Annotated in this window: 14 protein-coding genes, 3 tRNA genes and 1 pseudogene; 16 read left to right on the top strand and 2 right to left on the bottom strand. The window is 61.8% G+C overall.

Features of this window, described 5'->3' with window-relative positions; genetic code table 11:
* The first annotated feature begins 159 nt into the window (after positions 1-159).
* Together HGP13_RS22665 and HGP13_RS22660 are read left to right on the top strand one after the other, a co-directional pair.
* Positions 160-244: transfer RNA gene (locus HGP13_RS22665), tRNA-Tyr, on the top strand.
* A gap of 89 nt (positions 245-333) precedes the next feature.
* Positions 334-407, top strand: a tRNA-Gly gene (locus tag HGP13_RS22660).
* A gap of 79 nt (positions 408-486) precedes the next feature.
* On the opposite strand, the gene HGP13_RS22655 is transcribed toward HGP13_RS22660, so the two are convergent.
* Positions 487-945 (bottom strand): YidB family protein, encoded by a 459-nt coding sequence (locus tag HGP13_RS22655; protein WP_172229170.1) that lies wholly within the window; start codon positions 943-945, stop codon positions 487-489.
* A 129-nt stretch (positions 946-1074) separates the two neighbouring features.
* Here HGP13_RS22655 and HGP13_RS22650 point away from each other — a divergent pair, with 129 nt between their 5' ends.
* Complete coding sequence (locus tag HGP13_RS22650) at positions 1075-1332, top strand: GlsB/YeaQ/YmgE family stress response membrane protein (protein WP_027028819.1); 258 nt, start codon at positions 1075-1077, stop codon at positions 1330-1332.
* Positions 1333-1475: 143 nt separating this feature from the next.
* Here HGP13_RS22650 and HGP13_RS22645 read toward each other — a convergent pair whose 3' ends face one another.
* Positions 1476-2363 carry a DMT family transporter gene (locus tag HGP13_RS22645; RefSeq protein ID WP_172229168.1) on the bottom strand — a complete coding sequence of 296 codons (888 nt, stop codon included), beginning with the start codon at positions 2361-2363 and terminating at the stop codon, positions 1476-1478.
* A 293-nt stretch (positions 2364-2656) separates the two neighbouring features.
* Here HGP13_RS22645 and tuf point away from each other — a divergent pair, with 293 nt between their 5' ends.
* The 13 genes and pseudogenes from tuf to rpoC all read left to right on the top strand — a co-directional run bounded on the left by tuf (position 2657) and on the right by rpoC (position 19078).
* Positions 2657-3832: an elongation factor Tu gene (gene tuf / locus HGP13_RS22640; protein WP_172229144.1), complete on the top strand. Its 1176-nt coding sequence runs from the start codon at positions 2657-2659 to the stop codon at positions 3830-3832.
* A 224-nt stretch (positions 3833-4056) separates the two neighbouring features.
* On the top strand, positions 4057-5658 hold the full coding sequence (locus tag HGP13_RS22635; RefSeq protein WP_246707095.1) for a hypothetical protein: 1602 nt from the start codon (positions 4057-4059) through the stop codon (positions 5656-5658).
* Positions 5659-5733: 75 nt separating this feature from the next.
* Positions 5734-6216, top strand: coding sequence for a group II truncated hemoglobin (locus tag HGP13_RS22630; protein ID WP_172229164.1), 483 nt, complete (start codon positions 5734-5736; stop codon positions 6214-6216).
* Positions 6217-6306: 90 nt separating this feature from the next.
* Positions 6307-6408 (top strand): annotated as a pseudogene (locus HGP13_RS38605) (hypothetical protein); the annotation flags it as partial.
* 80 nt (positions 6409-6488) lie between these two features.
* A tRNA-Trp gene (locus tag HGP13_RS22620) sits at positions 6489-6564 on the top strand.
* 363 nt (positions 6565-6927) lie between these two features.
* The gene (gene secE / locus HGP13_RS22615) at positions 6928-7131 is read left to right on the top strand and encodes a preprotein translocase subunit SecE (protein WP_027044964.1); all 204 of its coding nucleotides are present in this window, start codon (positions 6928-6930) and stop codon (positions 7129-7131) included.
* Between the two features lie 29 nt (positions 7132-7160).
* On the top strand, positions 7161-7688 hold the full coding sequence (nusG, locus tag HGP13_RS22610; RefSeq protein ID WP_010909261.1) for a transcription termination/antitermination protein NusG: 528 nt from the start codon (positions 7161-7163) through the stop codon (positions 7686-7688).
* A 187-nt stretch (positions 7689-7875) separates the two neighbouring features.
* Positions 7876-8304 carry a 50S ribosomal protein L11 gene (gene rplK / locus HGP13_RS22605; RefSeq protein ID WP_013531410.1) on the top strand — a complete coding sequence of 143 codons (429 nt, stop codon included), beginning with the start codon at positions 7876-7878 and terminating at the stop codon, positions 8302-8304.
* 4 nt (positions 8305-8308) lie between these two features.
* Positions 8309-9007: a 50S ribosomal protein L1 gene (rplA, locus tag HGP13_RS22600; protein ID WP_172229162.1), complete on the top strand. Its 699-nt coding sequence runs from the start codon at positions 8309-8311 to the stop codon at positions 9005-9007.
* A gap of 395 nt (positions 9008-9402) precedes the next feature.
* On the top strand, positions 9403-9921 hold the full coding sequence (gene rplJ / locus HGP13_RS22595) for a 50S ribosomal protein L10 (RefSeq protein ID WP_172229160.1): 519 nt from the start codon (positions 9403-9405) through the stop codon (positions 9919-9921).
* 54 nt (positions 9922-9975) lie between these two features.
* A complete protein-coding gene (rplL, locus tag HGP13_RS22590; RefSeq protein WP_008875658.1) occupies positions 9976-10353 on the top strand; it encodes a 50S ribosomal protein L7/L12 in 378 nt (125 codons plus the stop codon).
* A 262-nt stretch (positions 10354-10615) separates the two neighbouring features.
* Positions 10616-14752: a DNA-directed RNA polymerase subunit beta gene (gene rpoB / locus HGP13_RS22585; protein WP_172229158.1), complete on the top strand. Its 4137-nt coding sequence runs from the start codon at positions 10616-10618 to the stop codon at positions 14750-14752.
* Positions 14753-14881: 129 nt separating this feature from the next.
* Entirely contained in the window at positions 14882-19078 is a 4197-nt protein-coding gene (gene rpoC, locus HGP13_RS22580; protein ID WP_172229156.1) for a DNA-directed RNA polymerase subunit beta', read from the top strand.
* The last annotated feature ends 129 nt before the right edge of the window (positions 19079-19207 follow it).

The following is a 19207-nucleotide window of genomic DNA, read 5'->3' as shown; positions in this document are numbered from 1 at the left end:
CCCTGTCGCCGCGGCCGGCGAACAACATCGAAAAACCCTTCCTGCGCGGTTGACACCCAATGGCCTTGCCGCCATAAGGCGCTTCGCTGGTTTCGGAGAAGACACAACTCGGGTCCGAATTGGCGCGAATGCCTCGTTGCATGGCTCCGGCGGCAGACTGGAGAGGTGCCCGAGTGGTTAAAGGGGACGGACTGTAAATCCGTTAGCTTAGCTTACGTTGGTTCGAATCCAACCCTCTCCACCACTGCCGGCCCGGAAGCCCTGAAACGAAAAAGCATCGGGCCGAAAAGTGCATGGCGCTTTTCGGGTGAATCCGATACTTCAGTACAAGGCGCGGGTATAGCTCAGTGGTAGAGCAGCAGCCTTCCAAGCTGAATATGCGGGTTCGATTCCCGCTACCCGCTCCAGATTTTCACCTCCACAATGGGCAGGCGCGGACGCTGCGCGACAACGCGCGCAGCGCTTCAGGGCATCAATGTGGCCGCGTCAGCTGTTGAACGCGGAAGCGACCTGATGCTGCTGTGGTACCTGGCCGTTCGGCGTCAGCTTGTCGACGATGCCGGGCAGGGCGGTGGACAACTGCTTGAGCAGTTCCCCCTCGTCCATTCCAGTGCGCTGCGCGATCTCGCGGATGACCTGCGGTCCAAGCGCGGCTCCGAGATCATTGGCGTTGATTGACTGGTTCTGCCCGGTGCCAACCCAGGAATCGGCGACATTGCCGTGGCCGGCGTCCTTGAGCTTGTCGAGCAGGCCGCCCAATCCGCCGAGCAAGCCGCCGTCGCTGGCGGTGGTCCCGGCAGGCGTTGGGTCGGCGGGTGCGGGTGCTTGATCCGGCTGTTCGGCGCTTCTGCCGCTCAGCATTTTTCCAACCAGCAGCGCGCCAAGCGCGATCATCAGCGGTTTGGTGATGTTGCCGCCGGGAACGGCGTTGTCAAAAAGTCCCATGGTGGATCCTCCATCTAGCCAAGCCCAACCCATCTCTGACAATGGCGCAATCGGGCGGAATTTCAAGCTGGCTTGTGGTTTTGACATTCATATGAAAATGTCGGGCCGGCGAGGGATGGAGAGGAAAAAATGGGTATCATCAGCTGGATTATTCTCGGCGCCATTGCCGGCTTCATCGGCAGCAAGATCGTCAACAAGACGGGCCAGGGCCTGCTCATGGATATCGTGCTCGGCATCGTCGGCGCCATCGTCGGCGGGGTGATCTGCAGCCAGATCTTTGGCGTGGGTGTCACCGGTCTCAACATCTCCAGCCTGATCGTCTCAGTGGTTGGCGCGATAGTTGTGCTGTGGGCTTACCACCAGTTCAGCGGACGCCGGACGCTTTAAGCGCCGATCGGATCGTCTGAAGTTTGAATTTCTGAGGCAAGACCAGCTTCGAGCCGGTATGCGCGGCAGAGCTTGCCTATGGCATCAACACCGCATCAGCCGCGGCGAAGAAGATCAGCGTTCCAGGCGCTCGGATGGCGAAGCTACGCGATGACGGTCAGCTTGCGCTTGCGCTGATCCAGCGACACGATGGTCAGCCCGCTGCCCACCACCAGCAGGATGCCGCAGACAGCCAGCGCGTTGGGGAACTGCCCGAACACCAGCAGGCCCGAAATCACCGCCCAGACGGTGAAGCAGTAGTAGAACGGCGCCACCGCACTGGTCGGTCCGATGCGATAGGCCATGAAGATGAAGAAATGGCCGAAGATCAGGAAAAACCCGGCGCCTGCCATCAGTAGCAGGTGGCGCGCCTCGGGCATGACCCAGCGCTCGGAAACCAGATGCGCAGCACCGGCGCCGATCAGTACCACCACCACGGCGGAAATCGCAACGATCATCCCCGGCACCTCTGCCGGCACACGCCGGCCGGCAAGATCGCGCGCGGCTGCCAGTGTGGCGTTGCCGAGCGCCAGCAGGGCGTAGACCGATATGCCTTGCATCGTCGGCTGCGCCACCATCAGCGCGCCGATGAAGCCGAGCCCGATCAGCGCCATGCGCTGGCCGCCGATGCGCTCGCCAAACAGGATCGAGGAGCCGACCAGCATCAGCAGCGGCGTGACTTGTCCCAGCGCCGTGGAATCGGCGATCTGCATGTTGGCGAGCGCCACGACGTAACAAAGGATCGCCGCCAGCTCGAGCAGGTTCCTGCGCAGCACGCGTCTGTCGAAGATCAGCGGGATCTGTTTGCCGTAGCCGAGCACGAACAACAGCGGGAAGCCCCAGAGCGTTGCCGCGACCCCGCGCAGGAACAGCACTTCGTAGGACGGCAGCCCTGCCGTCGCGAGTTTCATCATCGTGTCGTTGACCAGGTACGACCCGGTCGAGACGATCATGAACAGCGGGCCGCGGATCGAGGCAGGGATGAAATGCATGGGGTCAGGAGATCAGACCTCGGTGGCCGCCGCAATGGGCCATCAACTGGCCGTGATCCAGACAGGGATTGGCGGCAAGAGCAGTTGATGCAGGCCTCGATCGATCGGCCTGTCGCCCATTTCATTTCACCCATCGCCTTCCTATATCAGCGCCACATCCCCGCAATCGGATCCCAGGTTCAGACTGAGTGAGACGGCACCCGGCCAAAAGACGCTTGTGTTTTTTGGCCTTTGTCGCTAATCGCCCCGCATTCGACTGAACTGAAGGTCAAGGCCGTCCAAGGAAAGAGACTATGGCAAAAGGTAAATTCGAGCGTAACAAGCCTCATGTGAACATCGGCACGATTGGTCACGTTGACCATGGCAAGACGTCGCTGACGGCGGCGATCACGAAGTATTTTGGCGAGTACAAGCGCTACGACCAGATCGATGCGGCGCCCGAAGAGAAGGCCCGCGGCATCACCATCTCGACGGCTCACGTCGAATACGAGACGGCTGCCCGCCACTACGCTCACGTCGACTGCCCCGGCCACGCCGACTATGTGAAGAACATGATCACCGGTGCCGCGCAGATGGACGGCGCGATTCTGGTCGTGTCGGCCGCCGACGGCCCGATGCCGCAGACCCGCGAGCACATCCTGCTTGCCCGTCAGGTCGGCGTGCCGTCGATCGTGGTGTTCTTGAACAAGGTCGACCAGGTCGACGACGCCGAGCTGCTCGAACTGGTCGAGCTCGAGGTTCGCGAGCTTCTGTCGAAGAACGAGTTCCCCGGCGACGACATTCCGATCGTCAAGGGTTCGGCGCTTGCCGCTCTTGAAGATTCCAACAAGACGATCGGTGAAGACGCGATCCGCGAGCTGATGGCTGCGGTCGACGCCTACATCCCGACCCCGGTTCGTCCGCTCGACAAGCCGTTCCTGATGCCGATCGAAGACGTGTTCTCGATCTCGGGCCGTGGCACGGTCGTCACCGGCCGCGTCGAGCGCGGCGTGGTCAAGGTTGGCGAGGAACTCGAGATCATCGGCATCCGTCCGACGACCAAGACGACCTGCACGGGCGTTGAAATGTTCCGCAAGCTGCTCGATCAGGGCCAGGCTGGCGACAACATCGGCGCGCTGCTGCGCGGCGTTGATCGTGAAGGCGTCGAGCGCGGCCAGGTTCTGGCCAAGCCGGGCACGGTGAAGCCGCACAAGAAGTTCGTGGCTGAAGCCTACATCCTGACCAAGGACGAGGGTGGCCGTCACACGCCGTTCTTCACCAACTACCGTCCGCAGTTCTACTTCCGCACGACCGACGTGACCGGCATCGTGTCGCTGCCGGAAGGCACCGAGATGGTGATGCCCGGCGACAACATCACGGTCGATGTCGAGCTGATCGTGCCGATCGCCATGGAAGAGAAGCTGCGCTTCGCTATCCGTGAAGGCGGCCGCACCGTCGGTGCCGGCATCGTCGTCACCATCAAGGAATAATCGAGACCGGCATTGGCCGGATCGAGAAGAAAAGGGCGGTCTTCGGGCCGCCCTTTTTCGTTTTGCTGGCACTGCGCGACCTCGGAGCTGCGCCTGCCCTCAAAGCTGTTGCAAGCGCCATCGCGGCAACTAGTATGGGTTGCGTTGCGGGAGCTTGCCAAAGAGTGGTTCCAGGGCGCTGTTTCGATGGGAAGGCATGGTGGTTGCGGGCGCTGGTCCGTCTCATGCTATTGACCGCCATTGCGCTGTCTGTCCCCGCCGCGCTGGCGCAGGAGCAGTCGCTGGAGATCCCGTCGATGCGGTTTGCCGTCGTGCGCAGCAATGCGCCGGGTTGCGAGCCCAATTGTCCGGAATGGATATCGGCCGAAGGCACGATCGAGGCGGACACGCCGTCGCTGCTCAAGCGCACGCTCAAGGCGCTCAAGGGTCGGCAATTGCCGGTGGTCCTCAATTCCCCCGGCGGCAATGTCGATGCGGCGGTGACACTCGGCCAGATGATCCGCAAGAACAAGCTCGACGTCGCCGTCGGCACGACGGTGTTTTCCGGCTGCGAGCCGGAGATGAAGAATTGCAGGGATAACGAGGGCAAGGGCGCCGACTATTTCGGCATCGCCTATGACAGCGGCGCCATGTGCAATTCCGCCTGCCCGCTGATGTTTTCCGGCGGTGTACGCCGCGTCGTCGGGGATTTCGCCTATCTCGGCGTCCACCAGGTCACCACCACCTATAAGCGCGAGAAGCTGCTTTACCGGACCACATACCGGATCGTGAACGGCAAGAAGAAGATCCTCAGCACCAAGGTCGTCAGCCGCAAGAACGCAGGCAGCTACAAGACCTACGAAATGAGCAAGACGGTCGAGAAGAGGCTTTCGGCGTATTTGCAGGGGATGGGGATAGGCGAAGGCGTGTTCATCACGATGAAGAACACGCCGGCCAGCGAAATCCATCAGCTGGTTCTCGACAACATGCTCCGCATGAACCTCGTCACCTCGCTCGACACCGTCGAGCTTTTCACCGGCGGAACCATTTGCAAGGCAAATCCGATGCCGGCGAACTGCCGGGAGATACCAGCGGGCAAAGAGGCGACGCCGGCCAATCTCCCGACCGCCCAGGCAAAACCGGCCCCCGCTGCGCCGTCGGAGGCCCCGACGCCGAAGGAGGCGGACATGCGCTTCGTTCTTGTCCGTGGCAGCAATCCGCTCTGCAATCCCGACTGCCCGGAATGGATCTCGGCGGAAGGCACGATTACCGCGCAGACGCCGGAAAGACTTCGCCAGGCGCTCGATGCCATCGCCGGCCGGCGGTTGCCGATCGTCATCAGCTCGCAAGGAGGCGACGTCGAGGGCGCGCTTGCCGCCGGCAGGCTGATCCGCGAACGCAAGCTCGATGTCGTCGTCGCCCACACGGATTTCGTGGATTGCGATCCCTCGGCGGATTGCCTGGCAAAGGATGGCGTCCACATCGGGCTCACCACCGAAGCCGAGGGCGAATGTGCTTCGGCCTGTCCGATCATGCTTGCCGGTGGCGTCAGGCGCCTCATCGGCCCGGCCGTGCGTCTCAGCGTGAGTTCCGTTGGGCTTGGGGACAAGGTCAAGGCATATCTGGACGAGATGGCGATCGGACCCGGCCTGTTCGCCGCCATAGAGCTCTCCGCCTCCAAACGGCAGCTCTATCAACAGGCGATACTGAAATTCGGGCTGGTGACCGGGCCTCAGTCCGCCGACGAGCTGACAGGCGCAACAATATGCAGATCGGCTCCGAGGCCGGACAATTGCCGGGTCGTGCCGTCTGCCAACGCCGAAGCCGACATGCCGGCCAAACTGTAGCTGGCCATCGAGGCAGGTTGAGGCCGGTCGGGTCTTTTTGCTACCGTCAGTGGCGATCGAGGACAGGTGACCGCCATGCGCAAGGATGTTCCGACACTCTACGAATGGGCCGGCGGCAGCGACGCCCTGAACCGGCTGACACAGACCTTCTATGACAAGGTGGCAAAGGATCCGGTCGTCGGGCCGGTGTTCAAGACCATGTCGCCGGACCACCCCACACATGTCGCGGCCTTCATCGGCGAGGTGTTCGGCGGACCGAAAACCTACAGCGAAGAATTCGGCGGTCACCGCGAGATGGTCATGCATCATCTGGGCAAGCATTTGACGGAAGAGCAGCGCCGCCGCTGGATCAACCTGCTCGCCGACGCCGCCGATGCCGTCGGTCTGCCCGACGATCCCGAATTCCGCTCGGCCTTCATGGGCTATGTCGAATGGGGATCGCGGCTGGCCAAGATGAATTCCAATCTCGGCGAGACCTGCGATCCCGAAACCGAGCCGATGCCGGCCTGGGGCTGGGGCGTGCCTGGCGGGCCGTACACACCACCGGAAACAAAGTAGCTTCCAGCCACTCGCAGTGCAGAACTATGTCGGAAGATTTGAAGATCGTGCGCTAGCGCGAGTGGGACGGCATGCCTCGATGAGGGCAGGCGATATCTCTATGAATCGCGCGCCAGCGACTTCAAGCGCGAACTCGAGATCGACCGCGACAGGCTGGTCGTTGACTATCTCGATTTCTGGCAAAGGGGATGAAGGCGCGTTTGCATGCAAACCGCTCTTTACAGAGAGCGCGGAAGCTCTTAGGAAGCCCCTGCTGCGCCGAGGCGCGCGATACGGGCATAGCTCAGTTGGTAGAGCGGCGGTCTCCAAAACCGCAGGTCGTAGGTTCGAGCCCTGCTGCCCGTGCCATTTTCCAAGAATGGCCATTGGAAACGATATTTTGTGGGCTGCCTTTGAAAATCGGCGACCCGCTTGCCATATTAGGCCGATTGGGGCATAAGGGCGCCATAGCCGGGACGGAACGACTGGATGGTTCCGAGGCGGTGTTTGGTCATAAAGCGGACACTTGCCACTTGCGTGGATCAAGAATCGGTTTTATGTAGACAGAACAGACACGCGACGCGTGGAGCTGGGAAGCCGGCTTTACGCGTCTGATTTGCATGGGCGAAATGATTGCGCTGATTCGGCGCGATACTGGGCTCAGGCGGCACGTCCCGGCCAGCGGGATCATCCAGGAGACCCGGCCAACGGGTCTTGAAGACAGAGCGGCATATGGCTTCGAAAACCACAAATCCTTTCGTCTTTCTCCAGCAGGTTCGCTCGGAGACCGCCAAGGTAACTTGGCCGTCGCGGCGCGAAACGATGATCTCGACGGTGATGGTTCTGGCCTTCGCTGTGATTGCGATGATTTTTTTCTTTAGCGCCGATCAGTTGATGGGCTTCGCGATCGAACAGATTCTGGGCATTGGACGCTAAGTCCGGCGACTACGGAGAAGTCTTAAAAAATGGCTGCGCGCTGGTACATCGTCCACGCTTATTCGAACTTTGAAAAGAAGGTCGCCGAGGACATCGAGAACAAGGCCAAGCAGAAGGGCCTGTCCGCCGATATCGAGCAGATCGTGGTGCCGACCGAGAAGGTCGTCGAGGTTCGTCGTGGCCGCAAGGTCGATGCCGAGCGCAAGTTCTTCCCGGGCTACGTGCTCCTGAAGGCCAACCTGACCGATGCCGTGTTCTCGCTGGTGAAGAACACGCCGAAGGTCACCGGTTTCCTAGGCGACTCCAAGCCGGTGCCGATCACCGAGGCGGAAGCACAGCGCATTCTGAACCAGGTGCAGGAAGGCGTCGAGCGGCCGAAGCCCTCGGTCACTTTCGAGATCGGCGAAGCGATCCGTGTTTCGGACGGTCCTTTCGCGTCCTTCAACGGTTTCGTCCAGGAAGTGGACGAGGAGCGGGCGCGGCTCAAGGTGGAAGTTTCGATCTTCGGGCGCGCCGTGCCCGTCGATCTGGAATTCGGACAGGTCGAAAAGGGCTGATCCGAAATCCCGGATGTTGGGCCGGCGACGCCGGTTCGACGATCAGGGGAGGCGGCGCGGAGACGCGCGGCCTGAGAACGGTGGGAGGCGAACGCGGCTTTAGCCGGTCACGTGAACCGCACCACCAGGCTGCAACCGCCGGGTTTCCCAGCTAGTGGGGCCGGCATAGACAAAGGCAGGAAAAGAGATGGCTAAGAAAATTGCAGGCCAGCTCAAGCTCCAGGTCAAAGCGGGATCGGCCACGCCGTCTCCGCCGATCGGCCCGGCGCTTGGTCAGCGTGGCATCAACATCATGGAATTCTGCAAGGCGTTCAACGCGCAGACCCAGGAAATGGAAAAGGGATCGCCGGTTCCGGTCGTCATCACCTATTACCAGGACAAGTCGTTCACCTTCGTCATGAAGACGGCACCGGTGAGCTACTTCCTGAAGAAGGCGGCGAACCTCACGTCAGGTTCGAAGGAGCCGGGCAAGGTCAAGGCTGGCACCGTTTCGCGCGACAAGGTTCGCGAAATCGCCACTGCCAAGATGAAGGATCTGAACGCAAACGACGTCGAGGCGGCCATGCGCATGGTCGAGGGCTCCGCCCGCTCGATGGGTCTGGAAGTGGTGGGCTAAGATCATGGCAAAGATTGCAAAGCGTGTATCGAAGACCCGCGAAGGCATTGATCCCAACAAGGCTTATGCCCTGGGCGATGCGCTGAAGCTGCTCAAGGACCGTTCGTCGGTCAAGTTCGACGAGACCGTCGAAGTCGCGATGAACCTCGGCGTCGACCCGCGCCATGCCGACCAGATGGTCCGCGGCGTGGTGAATTTGCCGAACGGCACCGGCCGCTCGGTTCGCGTCGCCGTGTTCGCCCGTGGTGACAAGGCTGAAGAGGCCAAGGCCGCGGGCGCCGACATCGTCGGTGCCGAGGACCTGGTCGACATCGTCCAGAAGGGCACGATCGATTTCGATCGCTGCATCGCCACGCCGGACATGATGCCGCTGGTCGGCCGTCTCGGTAAGGTGCTCGGCCCGCGCGGCATGATGCCGAACCCGAAGGTCGGCACCGTCACCACCGACGTCGCCGCCGCCGTCAAGGCATCGAAGGGTGGTGCGGTCGAGTTCCGTGTCGAGAAGGCCGGCATCGTTCATGCCGGCGTCGGCAAGGTCTCGTTCGACGTCAAGGCGCTGGAAGAGAACATCCGGGCCTTCACTGACGCGGTGACCAAGGCAAAGCCGGCTGGCGCCAAGGGCAACTACGTCAAGAAGGTGTCGGTCACCTCGACGATGGGCCCGGGCCTCAAGCTCGACGTCTCGACGCTCGCAGCGTCCTGATTAAGACCATTTGGATCGGCCGCTGGAAGGCTGATCCGTGACTGAATTCCGGGCCTCGGATTTATCCTGGGCCCGGTGCCGGAAGTCGAAAGGCTTCCGGACATCCTGTCCGAGATTGCAGGCGGCCCAAAAGCCTTAATTCATGTGGGCCTGCATGAGACGGGTGAAGACCCGACAAAGGAGCAAGTGCTCCAATGAAAGGTTCGAACCGTGTTTGCCTTTTGTCTGCGCATCGTCGGCTTGGCCGGCGGTGTGGCGAAAGGGGGCAGGATCCTCGAGCGTCGTTCGGGAGATCCGTTACTGGATGGCCCGGCCGGCAAAAGGCAACCCGACGCCTGTCCTCGTCAATGGGAATGTTCCCGTTGAACGGGATAGGGGTCAACTGGAGATAGGCAGTGGACAGAGCGGAAAAACGCGAACTCGTCACGGGCCTGAATGATGCGTTTACGGGCGCAGGTTCAGTCGTAGTGGCCCACTATGCCGGTATCACCGTCGCGCAAATGAACGACCTTCGGTCGAAAATGCGCGCTGCCGGTGGCACCGTTAAAGTCGCGAAGAACCGTCTCGCCAAAATCGCTCTTCAGGGCACGGACTCCGCATCGATCATCGACCTGTTCAAGGGACAGACGCTGATTGCTTATTCGGAGGATCCGATTGCGGCGCCGAAGGTCGCGTCCGATTTCGCCAAGGGGAATGACAAGTTGATCATTCTCGGCGGCGCAATGGGCACCACCTCGCTCAATGCCGACGGTGTGAAGGCACTCGCCACACTTCCGTCGCTCGATGAGCTGCGCGCCAGGCTGGTTGGCATGATCGCCACGCCGGCAACCCGGATCGCCCAGATCGTCAATGCGCCAGCGGCTTCGGTCGCGCGCGTCATCGGCGCTTACGCCCGGAAGGACGAGGCGGCATGAGGCCGTTCCTCGCTATCACAAACACACGTTCGAACCTTATGAAGGAATACAACAATGGCTGATCTCGCAAAGATCGTAGACGACCTTTCGAAGCTGACCGTCCTCGAGGCGGCCGAGCTGTCGAAGCTTCTGGAAGAAAAGTGGGGCGTTTCGGCTGCTGCTCCGGTGGCGGTTGCCGCTGCTGGCGGCGCTGCTGCTGCCGCTGCTCCGGCCGAGGAAAAGACGGAATTCGACGTCGTCCTCACCGAAGCTGGCGCTCAGAAGATCAACGTCATCAAGGAAGTCCGCGCCATCACCGGTCTTGGCCTCAAGGAAGCCAAGGACCTGGTCGAAGCGGCTCCGAAGCCGGTCAAGGAAGGCGTTTCCAAGGCCGACGCTGACAAGTTCAAGGCCCAGCTGGAAGCAGCCGGCGCCAAGGTCGACCTGAAGTAAGCGTAAAGGCGGCGGGCGGCCTCGCGCCGTCCGCCACTCCCTTCGCCCGAAGGGAGGACGCGTAGCGCGAGATGTACGAGAACCTCTTTCCTGAGGGCCGCAACCGGCCTTCAGGAAACGGGTTTTCTCCCGTTTCAGCCGGCCGCCGCCAAGCAATTGGTTGGGCGGACGGAGAACAGACAGAGAGCCGCCGCCCAGGCGGCTCGGTATGCAAGGCGGGCCGCGGCGAGGCCCGTCCCGAGTTTAGAGCTAAGGAGCGACGATGGCCCAGACCCAGACTTTCAATGGCCGCAGACGCGTACGCAAGTTCTTCGGAAAGATTCCGGAAGTTGCGGAGATGCCGAACCTGATCGAGGTTCAGAAGGCATCCTATGACCAGTTCCTGATGGTGGACGAGCCCAAGGGCGGACGTCCGGACGAGGGACTTCAGGCTGTTTTCAAGTCGGTCTTCCCGATCTCCGATTTTTCCGGCTCCTCGATGCTGGAGTTCGTGAAGTACGAGTTCGAAGGACCGAAATTCGACGTTGACGAATGCCGTCAGCGCGACCTGACCTATGCCGCGCCGCTGAAGGTGACGCTGCGCCTCATCGTGTTCGATATCGACGAGGATACCGGCGCCAAGTCGATCAAGGACATCAAGGAGCAGGACGTCTACATGGGCGACATGCCGCTCATGACCTTGAACGGCACCTTCATCGTCAATGGCACCGAGCGCGTCATCGTCTCGCAGATGCACCGTTCGCCGGGTGTCTTCTTCGACCACGACAAGGGCAAGTCGCACTCGTCGGGCAAGCTTCTGTTTGCAGCGCGCGTCATTCCCTATCGCGGTTCTTGGCTCGACATCGAGTTCGATTCCAAGGACGTCGTGCACGCCCGCATCGACCGCCGCCGCAAGATTCCGGTGACGTCGCTGTTGATGGCGCTCGGCATGGACGGCGAAGAAATCCTGTCTACCTTCTACAACAAGATCACCTACAAGCGCGCCGGCGACCACTGGCGCATCCCGTTCAACGTCGAGCGTTTCCGCGGCCTCAAGGCTGTCGGCGATCTGGTCGACGCCGATACGGGCGAGATCGTTGTCGAAGCCGGCAAGAAGATCACGGCCCGTCAGGCCAGGGCGCTTGGCGAAAAGGGTCTCAAGGCGATCAAGGCGACCGACGAGGATCTGCTCGGCAATTACCTGGCCGAAGACATCGTCAACTACGCCACCGGCGAGATCTTTCTCGAAGCCGGCGACGAGATCGATGAAAAGACGCTGAAGGTGCTGCTTGGCACCGGCGAGAACGAGATCAAGGTTCTCGACATCGACCACGTCAATGTCGGCGCCTACATCAGAAACACGCTCAACGTCGACAAGAACGAGAGCCGCCAGGACGCGCTGTTCGACATCTATCGTGTCATGCGCCCCGGCGAGCCGCCGACGCTCGAGACCGCCGAAGCCATGTTCAACTCGCTGTTCTTCGACAGCGAGCGCTACGATCTGTCGGCCGTCGGCCGCGTCAAGATGAACATGCGCCTTGAGCTCAAGGCCGAGGACACCGTGCGCGTGCTGCGCAAGGACGACATCCTGGCCGTGGTCAAGACGCTGGTCGAGCTACGCGACGGCAAGGGCGAGATCGACGACATCGACAATCTCGGCAACCGCCGCGTGCGTTCTGTCGGCGAGCTGATGGAAAACCAGTACCGCGTCGGCCTGCTGCGCATGGAGCGCGCGATCAAGGAGCGTATGTCCTCGATCGAGATCGACACGGTGATGCCACAGGACCTGATCAACGCCAAGCCGGCGGCTGCCGCCGTGCGCGAGTTCTTCGGTTCCTCGCAGCTGTCGCAGTTCATGGACCAGACCAACCCGCTGTCGGAGATCACCCACAAGCGTCGCCTGTCGGCGCTTGGACCGGGCGGTCTGACCCGCGAGCGCGCCGGCTTCGAAGTGCGCGACGTGCACCCGACTCATTACGGCCGTATCTGCCCGATCGAGACGCCGGAAGGCCCGAATATCGGTCTGATCAACTCGCTGGCCACCTTCGCACGCGTCAACAAGTACGGCTTCATCGAGAGCCCGTACCGCAAGATCGTCGATGGCAAGCTGACCAATGACGTCGTTTATCTCTCGGCGATGGAAGAAGCCAAGCACCATGTCGCGCAGGCCAACGCCGAGCTCGACAAGAATGGCGGCTTCGTCGACGAGTTCGTCATTTGCCGCAGCGCCGGCGAAGTGATGATGGCGCCGCGCGAAAACGTCGACCTGATGGACGTGTCGCCCAAGCAGATGGTGTCGGTGGCCGCGGCCCTGATCCCGTTCCTGGAAAACGACGACGCCAACCGCGCTCTGATGGGTTCCAACATGCAGCGTCAGGCCGTGCCGCTGGTGCGCGCCGAGGCGCCGTTTGTCGGCACCGGCATGGAGCCGATCGTTGCCCGTGACTCGGGCGCCGCAATCGGCGCCCGCCGCGGCGGCATCGTCGACCAGGTGGATGCGACGCGTATCGTTATCCGCGCGACGGAAGATCTCGATCCGGGCAAGTCCGGCGTCGACATCTACCGGCTGATGAAGTTCCAGCGTTCGAACCAGAACACCTGCATCAACCAGCGTCCGCTGGTGCGTATGGGTGACCGGGTCAACAAGGGCGACATCATTGCCGACGGTCCGTCGACCGAGCTCGGTGATCTGGCGCTCGGCCGCAACGTGCTGGTCGCGTTCATGCCTTGGAACGGCTACAACTACGAGGACTCGATCCTGCTCTCCGAGCGCATCGTCGCCGACGACGTCTTCACCTCGATCCACATCGAGGAGTTCGAGGTCATGGCGCGCGATACCAAGCTCGGTCCGGAGGAAATCACGCGTGATATTCCGAACGTTTCGGAAGAAGCGCTGAAGAACCTCGACGAAGCCGGCATCGTCTATATCGGTGCGGAAGTTCAACCGGGCGACATCCTGGTCGGCAAGATCACGCCGAAGGGCGAAAGCCCGATGACGCCGGAAGAGAAGCTTCTGCGCGCCATCTTCGGCGAAAAGGCTTCCGACGTGCGCGACACATCGATGCGCATGCCTCCGGGCACCTTCGGCACCGTCGTCGAGGTGCGCGTGTTCAATCGCCACGGTGTGGAGAAGGACGAGCGCGCCATGGCGATCGAGCGCGAGGAGATCGAACGCCTCGCCAAGGACCGCGACGACGAGCAGGCCATTCTGGACCGCAACGTCTACGCGCGTCTTTCCGACGTGCTCGTCGGCAAGGAAGCGATCGCTGGACCGAAGGGCTTCAAGAAGGGCTCGACGCTGTCCAAGGATACGCTCGACGAGTATCCGCGTTCGCAGTGGTGGCAGTTTGCCGTGGAGAACGAAAAGCTCCAGAGCGAACTGGAAGCCCTGCGTGGCCAGTACGACGACTCCAAGAAGGCGCTCGAACAGCGCTTCATGGACAAGGTCGAGAAGGTCCAGCGCGGCGACGAAATGCCTCCGGGCGTCATGAAGATGGTCAAGGTCTTCGTGGCCGTGAAGCGCAAGATGCAGCCGGGCGACAAGATGGCCGGCCGTCACGGCAACAAGGGTGTCGTGTCGCGCATCGTTCCGGTCGAGGACATGCCTTTCCTCGAGGACGGCACGCATGCCGATATCGTGCTCAACCCGCTGGGTGTGCCGAGCCGCATGAATGTCGGCCAGATCCTGGAAACGCATCTGGGCTGGGCTTGCGCCGGCATGGGCAAGAAGATCGGCGAGCTGATCGACGCGTACAAGGTGGCGGGTGACATCAAGCCGCTGCGCAAGACGCTCGAGAGCTTTATTCCGGCGAATGACCGCAACGAGCCGGTCCGTGATTATGACGACGAGAGCATTGTTCGCCTCAGCGAGCAGATGCGCCGCGGCGTCTCGATCGCGACCCCGGTGTTCGACGGTGCGCACGAGGCTGACATCAACATCATGCTGGAGCAGGCGGGCCTGCACACATCAGGTCAGTCGCAGCTCTATGACGGACGCACGGGCGAGCCGTTCGATCGCAAGGTGACGATGGGCTACATCTACATGCTCAAGCTTCACCACCTGGTGGACGACAAGATCCACGCGCGTTCGATCGGTCCGTACTCGCTCGTCACCCAGCAGCCGCTGGGCGGCAAGGCGCAGTTCGGTGGCCAGCGCTTCGGCGAGATGGAGGTCTGGGCGCTGGAAGCCTATGGCGCCGCCTACACGCTGCAGGAAATGCTGACGGTGAAGTCGGACGACGTCGCCGGCCGCACCAAGGTCTACGAGGCGATCGTCCGCGGCGACGACACCTTCGAAGCCGGCATTCCGGAGAGCTTCAACGTGCTCGTCAAGGAAATGCGGTCTCTCGGCCTCAATGTCGAGCTGGAGAACACCAAGCTCGACGACAACCCTGTCCGGCTGCCAGACGCAGCTGAGTAAGGCTACTGCGCGCCGCACAAGTTGCGGCGCGCCAAACGAATTTCGACGGCCATTGGCCGACAAAGACGGCGGGCGTTTGGTCCGCGTTAGATGCAAGGGGTTTTCGAGGACCCCGAAAAGGAGAACGGCATGAACCAAGAGGTCATGAATCTCTTCAATCCGCAGGCGCCTGCGCAGGTGTTCGATTCCATCCGGATCTCACTGGCCAGCCCTGAGAAGATTCTGTCCTGGTCGTTCGGCGAGATCAAGAAGCCGGAGACCATCAACTACCGCACCTTCAAGCCCGAGCGTGACGGTCTGTTCTGCGCGCGCATTTTTGGCCCGATCAAGGACTATGAGTGCCTGTGCGGCAAGTACAAGCGCATGAAGTACAAGGGCGTCATCTGCGAGAAGTGCGGCGTCGAAGTCACGCTGTCGCGCGTCCGCCGCGAGCGCATGGGCCATATCGAGCTCGCCGCTCCCGTCGCCCATATCTGGTTCCTGAAGTCGCTGCCCTCGCGCATCGGCACGCTGCTCGACATGACCTTGAAGGACATCGAGCGCGTCCTCTACTTCGAGAACTACATCGTCACCGAGCCTGGCCTCACCGCGCTGAAGGAGCACCAGCTGCTCAGCGAGGAAGAGTACATGATCGCCGTCGACGAATATGGCGAGGATTCGTTCACCGCCATGATCGGCGCCGAGGCCATTCATGACCTTCTGGCCGGCATGGACCTGGAGAAGATCGCCGGCGACCTGCGTTCGGAACTGGCGTCGACCACGTCCGAGCTGAAGCAGAAGAAGTATCTGAAGCGGCTCAAGGTGGTCGAGAACTTCATGGAATCCGGCAATCGTCCGGAATGGATGATCATGAAGGTGGTTCCGGTGATCCCGCCGGACCTGCGCCCGCTGGTTCCTCTGGATGGTGGACGTTTCGCCACGTCCGACCTGAACGACCTCTATCGCCGCGTCATCAACCGCAACAACCGTCTGAAGCGGCTGATCGAACTGCGCGCTCCCGGCATCATCGTGCGCAATGAAAAGCGCATGCTGCAGGAAGCTGTCGATGCGTTGTTCGACAACGGCCGTCGCGGCCGCGTCATCACCGGCGCCAACAAGCGTCCGCTGAAGTCGTTGTCCGACATGCTCAAGGGCAAGCAGGGCCGGTTCCGCCAGAACCTGCTCGGCAAGCGCGTCGACTATTCCGGCCGCTCGGTCATCGTCACCGGTCCGGAGCTCAAGCTGCACCAGTGCGGTCTGCCGAAGAAGATGGCGCTCGAGCTGTTCAAGCCCTTCATCTACGCCCGTCTCGACGCCAAGGGTTACTCCTCGACTGTCAAGCAGGCGAAGAAGCTGGTCGAGAAGGAGCGTCCGGAAGTCTGGGATATTCTTGACGAGGTCATCCGCGAGCACCCGGTTCTCCTGAACCGCGCGCCGACGCTGCACCGCCTCGGCATCCAGGCGTTCGAGCCGATCCTGATCGAAGGCAAGGCGATCCAGCTGCATCCGCTGGTCTGCACGGCCTTCAACGCCGACTTCGACGGTGACCAGATGGCCGTTCACGTGCCGCTGTCCTTGGAAGCGCAGCTTGAAGCCCGCGTGCTGATGATGTCGACCAACAACATCCTGCACCCGGCTTCCGGCGCGCCGATCATCGTGCCGTCGCAGGACATGGTTCTCGGTCTCTACTATCTCTCGATCGTCAACCAGAACGAGCCGGGCGAGGGCATGGTGTTTGCCGACATGGGCGAACTCCAGCACGCGCTCGAGACCAAGGCGGTCACCCTGCACGCCAAGATCAAGGGTCGCTTCCGCACGGTCGACGCCGAAGGCAAGGTCGTGTCGAAGATCCATGACACCACGCCTGGCCGCATGATCATCGGCGAGCTTCTGCCGAAGAACGTCAATGTGCCCTATGAGACCGCCAACCAGGAGATGACCAAGAAGAACATCTCCAAGATGATCGACACCGTCTACCGCCATTGCGGTCAGAAGGAGACGGTCATTTTCTGCGATCGCATCATGGCACTCGGCTTCGCTCATGCCTGCCGCGCCGGCATTTCGTTCGGCAAGGACGACATGCTGATCCCGGACAGCAAGATCAAGCTGGTCTCCGACACCGAGGCTTTGGCCAAGGAATATGAGCAGCAGTACAATGACGGCCTGATCACACAGGGCGAGAAGTACAACAAGGTCGTCGACGCCTGGGCCAAGTGCTCCGAAAAGGTCGCCGACGAGATGATGGCCCGCATCAAGGCGGTCGAGTTCGAGGACAATGGCCGTCAGAAGCCGATGAACTCGATCTACATGATGTCGCACTCCGGTGCGCGTGGCTCGCCCACCCAGATGCGTCAGCTCGCCGGTATGCGCGGCCTGATGGCCAAGCCGTCGGGTGAAATCATCGAGACGCCGATCATCTCGAACTTCAAGGAAGGCCTGACCGTGCTCGAGTACTTCAACTCGACCCACGGCGCCCGCAAGGGTCTGGCCGACACCGCCTTGAAGACGGCGAACTCGGGTTACCTCACCCGTCGTCTGGTCGACGTGGCGCAGGACTGCATCGTCAACTCCGTGGATTGCGGCACCGACAAGGGCCTCACCATGCAGCCGATCGTCGATGCCGGTCAGGTGGTTGCTTCGGTCGGCCAGCGCGTGCTGGGCCGTACATCGCTCGACGACATTACCCATCCGGTGTCGGGCGAGGTTCTGGTCAAGGCCGGAACGCTCATGGACGAGCGTGACGTGGAAAAGATCGAAAAGGCCGGCGTCCAGTCGGTTCGCATCCGCTCGGCACTGACTTGCGAAGTCAGGATCGGCGTCTGCGCGGTCTGCTACGGTCGCGATCTGGCCCGCGGCACCCCGGTCAACCAGGGTGAAGCCGTCGGCGTCATCGCGGCACAGTCGATCGGCGAGCCGGGTACCCAGCTCACCATGCGTACCTTCCACATGGGCGGTACCGCGCAGGTGGTGGACTCTTCGTTCCTTGAAGCCTCCTATGAGGGCAAGGTCGAGATCCGCAACCGCAACGTGGTGCGCAACTCCGACGGCCAGCAGATGGTCATGGGCCGCAACATGGCGGTCCTGATCCTCGACGAAGCCGGCAAGGAACGCGCCACGCATCGTGTCACCTATGGTTCGCGTATCTTCGTGGACGATGGTGACAAGGTGAAGCGCGGCCAGCGCATCGCCGAGTGGGATCCCTATACCCGCCCGGTCCTCACCGAAATCGAGGGCAAGGTGTCGTATGAGGACCTGGTCGACGGCATTTCCGTTCAGGAAACGGCCGACGAATCGACCGGCATCACCAAGCGTGAGGTCATCGACTGGCGTTCGACGCCGCGCGGCAACGACCTGAAGCCGGCAATTGCCATTCAGGACGCCAAGGGCAAGGTCGGCAAGCTGTCGAAGGGTGGCGACGCCCGCTTCCTGCTCTCGGTCGAGGCCATTCTCTCGGTCGAGCCGGGTGCGCAGGTTCGTCCCGGCGACGTGCTGGCGCGTATCCCGATGGAAAGCGCCAAGACCAAGGACATCACCGGCGGTCTGCCGCGTGTTGCCGAACTGTTCGAGGCACGTCGTCCGAAGGATCACGCCATCATCGCCGAGATCGATGGCACGATCCGCTTTGGCCGCGACTACAAGAACAAGCGCCGCATCATCATCGAGCCGCATGACTCGACGCTTGAGCCGGTCGAGTACCTGATCCCGAAGGGCAAGCCGTTCCATCTCCAGGACGGCGACGTCATCGAGAAGGGCGACTACATCCTCGACGGCAATCCGGCGCCGCACGACATCCTGGCGATCAAGGGCGTGGAAGCACTTGCTTCCTACCTCGTCAACGAGATCCAGGAAGTCTACCGCCTGCAGGGCGTGTCGATCAACGACAAGCACATCGAGGTGATCGTTCGCCAGATGCTGCAGAAGGTCGAGATCACCGTGCAGGGCGACTCGACCTATATTCCGGGCGACCACGTCGACGTGATCGAACTGGAAGAGGTCAACGAGCGCCTGGTCGAGGACGGCAAGAAGCCGGCCGAAGGCCTGCCGGTGCTGCTCGGCATCACCAAGGCCTCGCTGCAGACGCCTTCCTTCATCTCGGCCGCCTCCTTCCAGGAGACGACCCGAGTGCTGACGGAAGCCGCGGTTGCCGGCAAGACCGACATGCTGCAGGGCTTGAAGGAAAACGTCATCGTCGGCCGGCTGATCCCGGCCGGTACCGGTGGCACGATGAGCCAGATCCGGCGCATCGCCACCTCGCGCGACGAACTGATCATCGACGAGCGCCGCAAGGCCTCCGGTGTGGAAATCGCCGAGCCGATGCTGGCCGATATGACAACCGCCGCGCAGTAAGCGCGGCGGCGAGAAATCTCAGGCAACAGGGCCGTCGGGGCAACCCGGCGGCCTTTTTGTTTGCTGTGGGTCTGGCTTTGGTGTTGAAGGCAGCATTCCGCCCTGCAATCCTAAGCGGCGCCCTTTCGC

Source organism: Mesorhizobium sp. NZP2077 (assembly GCF_013170805.1).
Classification (GTDB): domain Bacteria; phylum Pseudomonadota; class Alphaproteobacteria; order Rhizobiales; family Rhizobiaceae; genus Mesorhizobium.
The sequence above is the reverse complement of the archived record's forward strand: the minus strand, read 5'-3'. Positions and strand labels throughout refer to the sequence as shown.